General features: G+C 70.4%; 11 protein-coding genes and 1 tRNA gene. 5 read left to right on the plus strand and 7 right to left on the minus strand.

Annotated elements, in window-relative coordinates; all coding sequences use genetic code 11:
- The first annotated feature begins 3 nt into the window (after positions 1–3).
- The 5 genes from JOE59_RS05220 (at position 4) to JOE59_RS05240 (ending at position 6,316) form a co-directional block, all read left to right on the plus strand.
- Positions 4–1,014, plus strand: a complete 1,011-nt coding sequence (locus JOE59_RS05220; protein WP_074258862.1) for an Fpg/Nei family DNA glycosylase — start codon at positions 4–6, stop codon at positions 1,012–1,014.
- Complete coding sequence (locus JOE59_RS05225) at positions 1,011–2,528, plus strand: amidohydrolase (protein ID WP_307836956.1); 1,518 nt, start codon at positions 1,011–1,013, stop codon at positions 2,526–2,528. The genes JOE59_RS05220 and JOE59_RS05225 overlap by 4 nt, the downstream gene beginning before the upstream one ends.
- A 92-nt stretch (positions 2,529–2,620) precedes the next feature.
- Complete coding sequence (locus JOE59_RS05230; RefSeq protein WP_204459240.1) at positions 2,621–4,168, plus strand: multicopper oxidase family protein; 1,548 nt, start codon at positions 2,621–2,623, stop codon at positions 4,166–4,168.
- Complete coding sequence (locus JOE59_RS05235) at positions 4,158–5,588, plus strand: sensor histidine kinase (RefSeq protein ID WP_204459241.1); 1,431 nt, start codon at positions 4,158–4,160, stop codon at positions 5,586–5,588. The genes JOE59_RS05230 and JOE59_RS05235 overlap by 11 nt, the downstream gene beginning before the upstream one ends.
- 71 nt (positions 5,589–5,659) lie before the next feature.
- Positions 5,660–6,316 carry a response regulator transcription factor gene (locus JOE59_RS05240; protein ID WP_204459242.1) on the plus strand — a complete coding sequence of 219 codons (657 nt, stop codon included), beginning with the start codon at positions 5,660–5,662 and terminating at the stop codon, positions 6,314–6,316.
- Positions 6,317–6,325: 9 nt separating this feature from the next.
- On the opposite strand, the gene JOE59_RS05245 is transcribed toward JOE59_RS05240, so the two are convergent.
- From JOE59_RS05245 to JOE59_RS05275, 7 genes are all read right to left on the minus strand, one after another.
- The gene (locus tag JOE59_RS05245) at positions 6,326–7,054 is read right to left on the minus strand and encodes a hypothetical protein (protein ID WP_239560112.1); all 729 of its coding nucleotides are present in this window, start codon (positions 7,052–7,054) and stop codon (positions 6,326–6,328) included.
- 42 nt (positions 7,055–7,096) lie between these two features.
- Positions 7,097–7,594 carry a Dps family protein gene (locus JOE59_RS05250; RefSeq protein ID WP_204459243.1) on the minus strand — a complete coding sequence of 166 codons (498 nt, stop codon included), beginning with the start codon at positions 7,592–7,594 and terminating at the stop codon, positions 7,097–7,099.
- A gap of 211 nt (positions 7,595–7,805) precedes the next feature.
- Positions 7,806–8,642 carry an alpha/beta fold hydrolase gene (locus JOE59_RS05255; protein WP_204459244.1) on the minus strand — a complete coding sequence of 279 codons (837 nt, stop codon included), beginning with the start codon at positions 8,640–8,642 and terminating at the stop codon, positions 7,806–7,808.
- A 55-nt stretch (positions 8,643–8,697) separates the two neighbouring features.
- Complete coding sequence (locus JOE59_RS05260; protein ID WP_204459245.1) at positions 8,698–9,546, minus strand: alpha/beta hydrolase; 849 nt, start codon at positions 9,544–9,546, stop codon at positions 8,698–8,700.
- 61 nt (positions 9,547–9,607) lie between these two features.
- A complete protein-coding gene (locus tag JOE59_RS05265; RefSeq protein WP_204459246.1) occupies positions 9,608–10,432 on the minus strand; it encodes an alpha/beta fold hydrolase in 825 nt (274 codons plus the stop codon).
- Positions 10,433–10,541: 109 nt separating this feature from the next.
- The gene (locus JOE59_RS19080) at positions 10,542–13,289 is read right to left on the minus strand and encodes a helix-turn-helix transcriptional regulator (RefSeq protein ID WP_307836957.1); all 2,748 of its coding nucleotides are present in this window, start codon (positions 13,287–13,289) and stop codon (positions 10,542–10,544) included.
- 166 nt (positions 13,290–13,455) lie between these two features.
- A tRNA-Gly gene (locus JOE59_RS05275) sits at positions 13,456–13,529 on the minus strand.
- Positions 13,530–13,614 lie beyond the last annotated feature (85 nt).

Below are 13,614 nucleotides of genomic sequence, written 5' to 3' on the forward strand. Positions count from 1 at the left end.
CGGGTGCCCGAGGGTCACTCCGTCCACCGCATCACCCGGCAGTTCGAGCGCAACTTCGTCGGGCACGTCGTGCGCGCCTCGAGCCCGCAGGGCCGGTTCGCCGCCGGAGCGGCCGAGATCGACGGCCGGCGCATGACCGATGCGCGGGCCGTGGGCAAGCAGATGTTCCTCGGCTTCGAGGGCGACGTCTGGCTGCGCGTGCACCTCGGCATGTACGGGGCGTGGGACTTCGCCGGCGAGATCCTGATGGATGCCACGATCGCCTCGGCGAACGGGCGCATGGGGCAGACGAACCAGGCCGGCACCTTCCTCGACCGGCCGAACCCCGACGCCGTCGTCTTCGACTCGGCCGGCGAGAACTCGTTGCAGTCGATCGGCGCACCGCGCAAGACGCGCCTGCGCATGTCGGAGTCCGAGAAGGAGAAGGACGGCAACGGCCTCGACACCTTCCCGCCCGAGCCCATCGGGCAGGTGCGGGTGCGGCTCCTCACCGACACGATCTGCGCCGACCTGCGTGGCCCGACCGCCTGCGAGGTGCTCGACCCCGCCCAGGTCGAAGCCGTGGTCGGCCGACTCGGCCCAGACCCCTTGCTCGACGACGGGCCCGAGGCCGAAGAGCGCTTCACCCGCAGGATCCTGAAGACGGCGACCCCGATCGGCCTGCTGCTCATGGACCAGAACGTGGTCGCGGGCATCGGCAACGTGTACCGGGCCGAACTCCTCTTCCGGGCGAAGCAGAACCCGCACACGCCGGGCAAGCTCGTGCCCGAGGAGCATGTGCGCCACCTGTGGCGCGACTGGGCGAAGCTACTGCGCATCGGTGTCGAGACGGGTCAGATGATGACCATGGACGACCTCGACCCCGAGGCGTACCGCGCAGCGATGGCCAGCCGCGACGACCGCCACTGGGTGTACAAGCGCGAGGGCCTGCCCTGTCGGGTCTGCGGCACGAACATCGTGCTCGAGGAGATGGGCGCCCGCAAGCTCTACTGGTGCCCCTACTGCCAGGCATGAACGCCATGAGTGCAGCGGATGCCGCTGAGCCCCTGATCCTCGCCGGCGCACGGCTGCCCGGCGCCGACGGGGTCGTCGACCTGCACCTCGCCGGAGGCCGCGTCGTCTCGGTGTCGCCGACCGGTGAGCGGCCAACCGGGGATACGTCGCCCGGCGGCATCCGTCGTCTCGATCTCGACGGGCGCTTCGTCGTGCCCGGTCTCTACGACCGGCACGTGCACTTCTCCCAATGGGCCATGCTCTCGCGCCGCCTCGATCTGGCCGGTGCGGAGTCGGCGGCCGCCGTCGCCCGTCTCGTCGAGACATCCGTCGACCGGGGCGAACCCGAGGTGATCGGCTTCGGCTACCGCGACGGCCTGTGGGCCGACGCCCCGACCCGTGCGGTGCTCGACGCCGTCTCGGGCGACGTGCCCGTGGTGCTCGTCGCGGCAGACCTGCACGCCTGCTGGCTGAACTCCGCGGCGCTCCGACGGTACGGAGTGGAGGCACTCGCCGGTTCCAGCGGCATACTGCGCGAAGACGACTGCTTCCGGCTCGTGCGCGAGATCGACGACGTCGCCGACACCGTGCTCGACGGATGGGTGGCCGATGCCGCGCACCGGGCGGCCGGCCGCGGTGTCGTCGGCGTCACCGAGTACGAGATGCGGTGGAACCGCGATGACTGGGTGCGCCGGGTGGCCGGGGGAGTCGACGCGCTGCGGGTGTCGTTCGGCATCTACACGCAGCACCTCGATCGCGCGATCGCCGAGGGGCTCCGCACCGGTGACGAGGTGCCCGGCACTGCCGGGCTCGTCACAGTGGGCGGGTACAAGGTCATCACCGACGGCTCGCTCAACACGCGCACCGCGTGGTGCTTCGACCCGTATCCCGGCCTCGGCCCCGACGAACACCCGTACGGGCTCGCGACCGTGGCGTACGACGAGCTCGTGCCGCTCATGCGGCGTGCCCACGAGGCGGGCATCACCCCGGCGGTGCACGCCATCGGCGACCAGGCCAACGCCCGGGTGCTCGATGCGTTCGAAGCGGTCGGATGCACCGGATCGATCGAGCACGCCCAGTTGCTGCGCCGCGACGACATCGACCGCCTCGCACGGCTCGGCATCGTCGCGAGCGTGCAGCCCGAGCACGCCATGGACGACCGCGACGTCGCCGAACGCTACTGGGCCGGGCGCACCGACCGGGCGTTCATGCTCGCCGACCTCGCATCGGCCGGCGTCGAACTCGCCCTCGGCTCCGATGCCCCCGTCGCACCGCTCGACCCGTGGGTCGCGATCGCCGCAGCCGTGTGGCGCACCCGGGACGGGCGCGAGCCGTGGCATCCCGAACAGGCGATCGAAGCACGTGCCGCGCTCGCCGCGTCGACGGGCCGGCAGGGAACGACGGTTCGCACGGGAATGCGCGCCGACCTCGCCGTGCTCGAACTCGACCCGTATGCGGCATCCGTCGACGCACTGAGCACCATGCCGGTCGCCGCGACCCTGCTCGACGGACGCATCACACACCAGACGCTCTGAGGCCCGGCTCCGTAGGGAAGGGGGAAAACCCCCGTCCCGATTCGGCTGTCCTCCGGCTGTGACCCCGACGCGTCGCTCGCGAGGCTGGAACCATGCCAGTGACACGCCTCCGACCACCTCAGCTCCGTCGCCCCCGCGCCGTGCTCGGCACCGCGCTCGCCGCAGTCGCCGCCGGCGGACTCGTGGCGATCGCCTTCGCCGGATGCGGCGTCGTCGGACCCGGGCCGATCTCGACGGTCGGCAAGGTCGACTTCGAGACGCCGCTGGCGATTCCGCCGCTCGCCGAGTCCACCGTCGACGCCGACGGCACGCGGGTGTTCTCGCTCGACGCCCAGGCGGGCACGACCGAGTTCACCCCGGGGCAGCCGAGCGACACGTGGGGTTTCAACGGGAGCTACCTCGGCCCGACGCTCGTCGCCGAGCGCGGCGAACATGTGCGCGTCAACGTCGCGAACTCGCTCGACGAGCCGACGACCGTGCACTGGCACGGCATGCACCTGCCCGCCGAGATGGACGGCGGCCCGCACCAGATGGTGGCACCGGATGCCTCGTGGTCGCCCGAGTGGGGCATCGACCAGCAGGCCGCGACGCTCTGGTACCACCCGCACCCGCACGGCGAGACCGAGGACCACGTCGCGAAAGGTCTCGCGGGCATGTTCATCCTGCACGACGAGCACGAACGCTCGCTCGGCCTGCCGTCGGAGTACGGCGTCGACGACGTGCCCGTGATCGTGCAGGACTCGGGTTTCTCCGCCGACGGCGAGCAGGAGTCGAAGCAGCGCGGGTACGCCGGCGGGCTCGGCGACGAGCTCATCGTCAACGGCACCCGCGGACCGTACCTCGAGGTCTCCGACGAACTCGTGCGCCTGCGACTGCTGAACGCCTCGACCGCGCGCACCTACGCCTTCACGTGGGGCGACGCGCGCCCCGTGGAACTCATCGCGACCGACGGCGGGCTGCTCGAGGCATCCGTCTCGCTCGATCACGTGCGGCTGTCGCCCGGCGAACGCGCCGAGGTGCTGCTGCGCGTCACGCCCGGCGAGCGGGTCGTGCTGCAGTCGAAGATGACGCCCGAGATCGCGGGGCTCGTGGGCGCGGTCGCCGACACCAACGGCGGCAGCGACGCCTTCGACGTGCTCGAGGTGCGCGCAGCCGAGACGCTCGACCCGGCACCGCCCGTGCCCGCCGCGCTCAACACGATCGACGACTACGACGAGGCCGAGGTCGCGACGACCCGCACGTTCACGCTCAACGACAGCTTCGAGATCAACGGCGAGGCGATGGACATGGGCCGCATCGACGAGACCGTGACCGTCGACACCCTCGAACGCTGGATCGTCGACAACGCGACGCAGGTGCCGCACAGCTTCCACGTGCACGACGTGCAGTTCCGCATCGCGTCGATCGACGGCGCGGCGCCGCCGCCCGAGCTCGCGGGCTGGAAGGACACGATCTTCACCGAGCCCGAGAAGGAGTACGAACTGCTGATGCGGTTCGAGGACTATTCCGACCCCGACACGCCGTACATGTACCACTGCCACCTGCTGTGGCATGAAGACCAGGGGATGATGGGCCAGTTCGCCGTCGTCGAGCCCGGTCAGCGTGCCACGATTACTGAAGGAACCCATCATGAGCACTGACACCACTGAGACCACGGCGACGCCCCCGGCGACCGCCTCTGTCGCGACCACGGATGCCGCGCCGAAGCGCCGCGGCTACTGGTCGCTGTGGGCGAAGGTGCCGCGAGAGTTCGCCTTCCTCATCCTCACCATGCCGATCGCGATCACCGGGCTCGTCGTGCTCGCGACGACGTTCTTCACCGGGCTCGGGCTGATCGCACTGGTCTTCGGCGTCTTCATCGTCGTCGCATCGCTCTTCATCGCCCGCGGGTTCGGCACCCTCGAGCTCGTGCGCCTGCGTTGGGCGGGTCGCCCCGAGATCACCCGCCCGGTCTGGGACCGCGACAACCGCGAGCAGGGCTTCTGGCGCACGGTGTTCGCACCGTTCGTCGACGGCCACTACTGGCTCTACATGCTGCACGGCATGGTGATCAACCCGGTCATCAGCATCGTCTCGTGGAGCATCACGATCGCCTGGACCTCGGTGGCACTCGGCGGCACGACGGGCTGGATCTGGCAGCGCTACATCCCCGACGGCCGCGGCGACCAGGACTTCTGGCTCTACGACGTCGTCGTCGACTGGATGTTCCCGGGCAACACCTGGCAGATCGACCCCGTCGTCGGTGAGACGGTCTTCGAGTTCATCCTCGGCCTGATCTTCCTCGCCACCCTGCCGTTCGTGTTCCGCGGCCTCACCCTGCTGCACGACGTCATCGCGCGCGGCGTGCTGGGCTCGTGGCGGTCCGAAGCCCTCGAGCGCGAGGTCGCGCAGCTCGCCGCCTCCCGCGGCGCAGCGGTGCAGGCCGAAGACGCGTCGCTCCGCCGCCTCGAGCGCGACATCCACGACGGCCCGCAGCAGCGGCTCGTGCGCCTGCAGATGGACCTCGCCGCGATCGAGCGCAAGCTGGAGCGCGACCCCGAGTCGGCGCGCGAACTGCTCGTCGAGGCCCGTGAGCAGGCCCGCGAGACCCTCGACGAACTGCGTGCGCTCTCGCGCGGGTTCGCCCCGCCGATCCTGCAGGACCGCGGCCTCGCGGTCGCCCTGCAGTCGGTCGCGGCACGAAGCCCGATCCCGGTCACGGTCGAGATCGACCTGCCGACGGATGCCACGCTGCCCGCGTCGATCGAGCGCAACGCCTACTTCATCGCCGCCGAACTGCTCACGAACGCCGTGAAGCACGCCGAGGCGAGCGGCATCCGCCTCACCGTCTCGACGCGCGACACGGGCGCGACCGGCCACTGGCTCGACGTCTGGGTGACCGACAACGGGCGCGGCGGCGCAGCACTCACGGCGGGGCACGGCCTCGCCGGCCTCGAGGAGCGCGTGCAGGGCCTGCGCGGCGTGCTCGTCGTCGACAGCCCGGTCGGCGGTCCCACGACGATCGGCGCGCACATCCCGTTCGCGCCGCTCGCTGCAGGGGAGACGGCGCTCCAGGTCTGACCCTGAACAGCGGATGCCTCGTGGCCCGTGCGGCCACGAGGCATCCGCTCGCCCGCCGATAGTGTGGGGGCATGACCGATCGCGCCCCGCTCCGCATCGTGCTCGCCGAGGATTCGGTGCTGCTCCGCGAGGGGCTCGTGCGGCTCTTCGACGAGGCCGGCTTCGAGACGGTGGCCGCTTACGGCGAGGCCGATTCGTTGCTCGCCGCGCTCGACGAGACCCGGCCCGACCTCGCGATCCTCGACGTGCGCATGCCGCCGTCGTTCCGCGACGAGGGCGTGCGCGCGGCGATAGAACTGCGGCGCCGCATGCCGAAGGTCGGCGTGCTGCTGCTCAGCCAGTACGTCGAGGGCACCTACGCCCACGAACTGCTGTCGTCGGGCGAGGGCGGAATGGGCTATCTGCTGAAGGATCGCGTCGCCTCGCTCGACGAACTCGAAGACGCTGTCGAACGGGTCAGCCAGGGCGGCACCGTGCTCGACCCGCAGGTCGTGCGCGAGCTGCTCGCCCGCCGTAGCGACCCCCTCGAGACCCTGACGCCCCGTGAGCGCGAGGTCATGACGCTCATGGCCGAGGGGCGCACCAACGCCGGCATCGCGAAGCAGCTCTTCATCGGCGTCGGCGCCGTGGAGAAGAACGTCACGTCGATCTTCCAGAAGCTCGGACTCGAGGACTCCGGCACCGACCACCGGCGAGTGCTCGCCGTGCTCACCTGGCTGCAGCGCTGACGCCGCTGGTCAGGGCTCCGTGCTGCGCCGCAGGGGCACGTGCGTGCGCAGCACCTCCAGGTAGCTGCGGTAGCCCCGGAGCATCCAGAACAGGAACGAGATCACCGCGACGACCGCGCCCGCGGCGACCGACCACCCCACCGCCGCGGTGAACGCGTAGACCAGCGCACCGGTGAGCAGGCCGATGAGCGCGGTGTTCACGACGAGCATCACCATCGCCGAACTCGCGAAGACCTGCGTGCGGTCGCGCACGGCGAACGGGTAGTAGGTCCGGCCGATGCCCGTCTCGTCGTCGGTGGTGCCCATGAGGAAGTACCGCTCGATGCCCGGGTCGAGGTCGAGGTAGGCGCCGCGCAGCCGGTTCATCGCGAGCACGTACGCGAGGTCTTCGGTCGCGGTGTTGAACACGCGGAACTGCGTGATGACCCCGAGCAGCACGAGCAGCACGAGCACGCCGAGCGCGGCGATCCCGAACCAGCCGCGGAACTCGGTGGCGTTGCCGAGCACACCGAGCGTCACGAGCCCCGCCGAGACGAGCGTGAGGAAGATCGCGATGCGGGTGAGCACCTCGCTCTGCGTGGTCGACCGCGAGGCGAGCAGGCTCCAGTGCTCGGTGGCCAGCATCTGCGCGCGCAACGACTTCTGCGCGTCGGTCAGGGGCGGGTCGGATGCCGCGCCCGAATCCGCGCCGGCGGCATCCGCCGAAGACGAAACGGGCCCGGGTGCATCGGCCGTCATACCGGCATTCTGCACCCGGGCCCGTCAGCCCGCCATCGCGTGTTACTTCACAGCGACGTGCGAGAAGAGGAACCAGCGGTCCTTGTCGAGGCCGCGGCGGATCTCGATCACGACGTCTTGGCTCACCGGGTCGAGCTCGTCGAGCCCCTCGATCGCCTCGGCGACCTTCTCTGCCGCGAGGTCGATCTGGGCGACGACGTCGGCGATCGCCTCGTCGTAGGGCTGGAATCCGAGCTTCGGGTTCGCGGCGCCGCTCTTGTCGGCGACGGACTTGAGGCGCCCGTCGACTGGCAGTCCCAGCGCGACGACTCGCTCGGCGGCGAGGTCGGCCCACTCCTGCGCGTGCGCCACGACGACGTCGAGCAGCTCGTGCACTGCGATGAAGTTCACGCCGCGCACGTGCCAGTGCGCCTGCTTGCCGTTGACGGCGAGGGCGACGAGCTCATGCACGACGGGGGCGAGGAACTGGGCGACGCCCGATGCGACATCGGCGTTCGCGCCGGCCTTCGGGGTCTTGGGAGCGATCTTCGTGTCGGTCATGTGGTCCACCTTCCCTGAACGTATGTCGGGTTCAACGCTACGCGGGTGCTCACATATTTCAACCAAGGGAAGGCTGGGCTGATCTGGGGTTGACACGTGGCGTCACATGCGACTACTCAGCCGACGTCGACGGTGATCGGGCCGGTCGACGCCGGTCACGGAGCGCATGATGTCGGCCCGCCGCAGACGCGGCGGGCCGACATCGCCGTGACTACTTGGACGCGTCGACGATCATCGAAACCACCTTGAGCGGCTGGCTGATCATCGGCACGTGCGAGGTGTTCACCTCGACCGTCTTGGCGTTGGCCCGCGCGGCCATGGCGCGCTCCGCTTCGGGCGGGATGATGCGGTCGTTCTTGGCCACCATGTACCAGCTGGGGATCGATGCCCAGGCCGGCGGACCCGATGGAGCGACGAGGGACGCGAGCGCGCCGGGGCGCTGCGAGCCGGCCATGTTCTGCGCCACGACCTTCGGGATGTCCTGCGCGAACAGTTCCGGGAAGAACGCCGGATCGATGAAGGCATCGGCATCGCCGTCGGTCGCACCGGGGAACGGGCGGAGCACGAGGTGGTCGATCACGTCGGTGTGGCCGCCGCCGAGAGCGTTCGCGGCTTGGACGGATTCTCCTTCGGCCAACGCGTAGGCGGCGATGTAGACGAGCGACTTGACGTTCGGGTTGCCGGTGGCTGCGTTGCTGATCACGGCGCCGCCGTAGGAGTGACCGACGAGCACGACGGGCCCGCTGATGGTGCTGAGGAACTGTCGCAGGTAGTCGCTGTCGTACTGCGGCCCGCGCAGCGGGTTCGAGAATGCGATGACCGGGTAGCCCTTGGCCTGCAGCGCCGTCGAGACGAGACTCCAACCGCTGGAGTCGGCGAAGGCGCCGTGTACGAGGACGACGGTCGGTTTGGCTGCGGCAGCTCGCGCGACGTGCGCGTCCGCGGTGGTCGCCGCGGTCGCCGGGAGAACGGCGCCTCCGAGGGCGACGAGGGAGATCGCTGCTGCGATGGCAAGGGTGGCAAGGCCTCGCCGCTTGGTTGTGATCATGATCGTTCCTTCCGATTCGTTGCGGTGTGGATCAGATGTCGACGGCCGGCCTCCGTCACTCAGCCGACGCGCTGAGCGCCACCGACTCGCTCGCGTGTGCGAGCGCCCACTCGAGGGCGTGGTCGGCGACCTCCTCCCAACCGGGCTCGGCGCAGATCCAGTGCGAGCGACCCGGGAACTCGACGTACTCCGTGAGCGCCGGCGACTTCGCGTAGTGCTTCGCGTTCGACTTGTTCACGCTCGGGGGCATGATGTGGTCCTTCTCCCCGCCGATGAAGAGCAGCGGTGCGCGGTCCTTCGCGTAGTCGACCCAGGTCTCCTGGTGGCCGGGCTTGAAGTTGGCGATGAGCCCGTACGCCCAGATCCAGTTGCCCGGAGCGGCGATCGCGAACTCCTCCCATGCAGCGTCGGAGTCCTCGCGCGACAGCGTGTTCGCGAACGCGTAGTGGAACTCCTCGGGTGTGAACGCGACCGCCCGGTGGATGTTCGCAGGGTTCTTCAGCGCCGGGAAGAGCGACTTCGCCTGCGAGAGGGGCGTCATCCGCACGCCCTCGGTCGGCGCGGAGTCGACGACGACGGCTGACGCGCCGAGCCCCCGCGCGAGCAGCAGCTGCGTGAGCGTGCCGCCGAAGGAGTGGCCCATGATGATCGGTGGCTTCGGCAGCGCCTCGATCTGGGCGGCGAGGTGGTCGACGGTCGCGGGCACCGTGAGCTTCGCGATGACGTCGGGGTTCTCGCGCAGCGCCTCGACCTCGATCTCGAAACCGGGGTAGGCGGGCGTGAGCACGGTGAAGCCCTTCGACTCGAAGCGCTCCTTCCAGCCCCGCCAGCTGCGCGGGGTCATCCAGAGGCCGTGCACGAGCACGATGGTGTCGGGTGCGGCGGAGTCGGTCTGGTCGGTCATGGCGGAGTCCTTTCGAGTGTGGGCGGTCTGATGCCGCGGGGTCGGCCCCGCAGCATCCGGTTCAGGAATCGATGAAGGCGAGCAGGTCGGCGTGCAGCCGGTCGCGGTCGGTGTCGGGCAGGCCGTGGGCGCCGTTCTCGTAGACGAGCAGCGTCGCCCCGTCGATGAGCTCGGCCGATCGAGCGCCGCCGACCTCGAACGGCACGATCTGGTCGTCGTCGCCGTGGATCACGAGCGTCGGCACGTCGATCTTCGCCAGGTCGGGCCGGAAGTCGGTGGCCGAGAACGCGGCGATGCATTCGTAGGCTGCGCGGTGCCCGCAGGCCATGCTCTGCAGCCAGAACGCGTCGCGGACGCCCTGCGAGATGTCGGTGTTGCGGTTGTGGCCGAAGAACGGGCCGTCGGCGAGGTCGCGGTACAGCTGCGAGCGATCGGATGCCTCGCCGGCGCGGATGCCGTCGAACACCGCGATCGGCAGCCCGCCGGGGTTGTCGGCGGCTTCGAGCATGAGCGGCGGCACCGCCGAGATGAGCACGAGCTTGGCGACGCGCGCCGAGCCGTGCCGTCCGACGTAGTGCGCGATCTCTCCGCCGCCGGTCGAATGCCCGACGAGCGTGAGGTCCGTCAGGTCGAGGTGCTCGATGAGGCAGGCGAGGTCGTCGGCGTAGGTGTCCATCTCGTTGCCGTTCCACGTCTGGCTCGATCGGCCGTGGCCGCGCCGGTCGTGCGCAATCGCGCGGTGCCCGTGCTCGGCGAGGAAGAGCGCCGCAGCCTCCCACGCGTCCGCGTTCAGGGGCCACCCGTGGCTCAGGAGCACCGGCGTGCCGCCCGAACCCCAGTCCTTGTAGAAGATCTGCGCGCCGTCATCGGCAGTGACGTGGGGCATGGGCGCCTCCCGGATACCGGGCGAGTCGCGCTGCTCGCGATTCGCGGATGCCTCGATGCTGGCCCGCACCGTGCTTGCGCCGAACCACGTGGTGCGCGTAGTCGCGAGCTCAGCGCGCGGGCATCCGTTCGGTCAACTGCTTCCGCGAGGTGATGCCGAGCTTCCGGAACACCTTCCGCAGGTGGTAGTCGACCGTGTTCGCGCTGATGAAGAGCTCGGCGCCGATCTCGGCGTTCGTCCGGCCGGCGGACGCGAGCCGCGCGACCGCATCCTCCTGGGGTGTGAGCCGGTCGGGGCCGTCACCCGTCTCGTGCGCGAGCACGTGCTCGCCGGTCGCCTCGAGTTCCCGACGGGCTCGCGCCGCGAACGCCGGCGCACCGACGCGTTCGAAGATCGCGAGCGCGGAACGGAGCTCGTCGCGGGCCTCGCGGCGGCGCTTCATGCGGCGCAACCACTCGCCGTACAGGAGGTGCGCGCGCGCGAGCTCGCCGGGTGCCGTGGCCCGGCCGAAGTGCTCGATCGCCTCGACGTATCGGGCCTCCGCCTGCTCCGGCTCGGCGAGCAGGGCCTCGGCCCGTGCCGAGATGCCGCGGATCCATGGCGTGCCGCTCGCCGTCGCGAATTCGGCGAGCCGATCGGCCGCGGCCCGCGCCGCCCGGACATTGCCGCTGCGTACGCCCGCCTCGACCAGGTCGGGCAGCTGCTGGTACGTCACCTGCAGGAACTCGTGCTCGACCATGGGTCGGAGGCGCTCGTAGGCGTCACGGTAGTGGCCGTCGGCGATCTCGCGGATGCTGAGACCGGTCATCGCGATCGTCCAGACGCCGGCGAATCCGGTGAGGAGCGTCGCCTCGGCGATCTGCTCGACGAGTTCGGGCGGCGCCCCCGACCAGGCGAGGTAGGACGCGTTCACGACCTGCTCCGCGTCGTAGCCGATGGCTCGGCGCAACTCGCGCACCTGCTCCACGTACCGACCGGATGCGGCGGGGTCGCCGCGGACGAGCTCGAGGAGCCCGAGTACCCACAGCGTGGTGTCGAGCACGCGCAGGTTGCCGGCCTCCGTGGCCGCACGCACCGTGCGTTCGAGCAGTTCGACGCAGGTCTGCTCGTCCCACAACGCCATCGTCAACGCGACCGCCTCGGAGCCGAGCTCGAGCAGCTGCGCGTCGTTCGAGTCCTGCAGCATCGCAACCGCTGCACGCATGATCGGCGCCGCCTCGGGGTACGGCTGCAGGATGTGCGCACCGAGGGCGCGCAACGCGAGCGACCTGCGCCCGTCGGTCACGCCGGCTCCGGTCGCGAGCCGGCGCCCGAGCGCCTGCAGGCTCCCGCTGCGCACGGTCGACTCCGAGGTGAGCTCCGCGTTGAAGGCCCCGAGCAGCGCTCGCTGCTCGAGCTCGGGCGCGCGACCGTGGAACAGGCCTGCCGCCCGCAGCAACTGCTCGGTGCCGCCGCTCACGCCTTCGGGATCGGCCACGAAGAGGGCGAGCATGGCGCGCAGCATGAGCACCCTGCCCTCGGTCACGGGGTCGAGGGCAGTCGGGTCGATTCGGTCGAGCATCTCGGTCGCGAAGCGCGCCGCACCGGCGACCGCGGCGGCCTCCGCCGCGGCGACGAGCCTCGCCTCCCGCTCTGGCCCACGGCTCGACAGATCGGCCGCGCGCGCCAGCAGTCGAGCACGCGAGACGGTGCCGCCCCGCCCGCCCGCGGCATCCGCTGCCAGTTCGAGGCGGTCGGCGACGTCGTCGTCGATGCCGAGCGTGGCCTCAGCCGCGTGCCACACCGCGAGATCGGGACGACCACGAGCCCCGGCGACCGATTCGAGCGCCTCGTGCACGCGGCGACGCTCCGTCGCGGTCATCGCGTTGTACACGGCAGCGCGGACGAGCGGATGCCGGAACCGCACGCGGTCGCGCGAAGTGGCGAGCCCTGCGCTCTCGGCCGCCCCGGAGGCATCGGCAGACACGGCGAGCCGCCGAGCGGCATCGTCGATGAGCGCGGGATCACCGGTGGACTCCGCCGCGACGATGCCGAGCCACCGACGCGTGTCGGCCGGAAGCGCTTCGACCGCGCGAAGGTACGTGGACTCCAGGCGCTGACCGATCGGAACGGGCCCGAGCCCGAGCGAGGAATCGGTGAGCTGCTGTGCGGTGAACTCCCGCGCAAGGTCGGTGAGGGCGAGCGGATTGCCACCCGTCTCCTCGGCGAATCGCATCGCGAGGTACGGGTCGACCTGATCCGTCGCCGATCGATTCAGCACCTGCACGGCCGTCTGCGGGTCGAGCCCCCCGAGCTCCAGCGAGGCGATGCCGGCGACCGCGCGATCGACCCTCGGGTCGGGGCGGGCGCTGAGCACGATCGCCACCGCCTCTGCCTTCAGCCGACGCGCGACGAACGCGAGCACCTCGAGCGACTCGGGATCGGAGAGGTGCGCGTCGTCGACGACGCACACGACTGGTTCGCGCTCTGCGGCGGCCGCGAGCAGCGACAGCATGCCGAGGCCGACGAGGTATCGGTCGGGTGGTGGCCCCTCGTCGACCCCTGCGGCGATGCGCAACGCCGATGCCTGGCGTCGCGGCAGAGCCGGTACAAGGTGCGTGAACGGCGTCCCGAGCCGCTGCAGCATTGCGTACGGCATGGCCGACTCCGCCTCGAAACCGTCGGAACGGACGACCCGCACGCCGGCGAGGTCATGCATGGCCGCTTCGAGCAGGGTCGTCTTCCCGATGCCGGCCTCGCCGCGCAGGAGCAAGGCTGAGCCGTGCCCGTTGCGCGCGGAACTCACGAGCACGGCGAGACGTTCCAATTCTTCGCCACGGCCGAGGAGCGAGGGCTGGATGTTGTCGATGGGGTTCACGGTAGTAGAGCGCTCTCAGCAAGCGCTAGACCGAATTCTCACGGGCGATCAGATCGTGAGCATGCTGCGCGCGCACGTTCGTCGACACCTCGAGGAGGCCGAGATCGCGAATCGAGAATGCTGCGGGTGCGACGAGAGTGTCGGAGGCAGCGACGAGTGGATCGTGTGGAGGGGATGACGGGAATCGAACCCGCGTGATCAGTTTGGAAGACTGAGGCTCTACCATTGAGCTACATCCCCGCGTACCCGCTCGCGGGCACTGGATCATCGTAGTACACGATGACCCCCCTCTCGTGACGCGCGCCGTGTCTGCCGCCTACCGCCG

Origin of the sequence: Agromyces cerinus (genome assembly GCF_016907835.1) — a bacterium.
Taxonomy (GTDB): Bacteria; Actinomycetota; Actinomycetes; order Actinomycetales; family Microbacteriaceae; genus Agromyces; species Agromyces nitratus.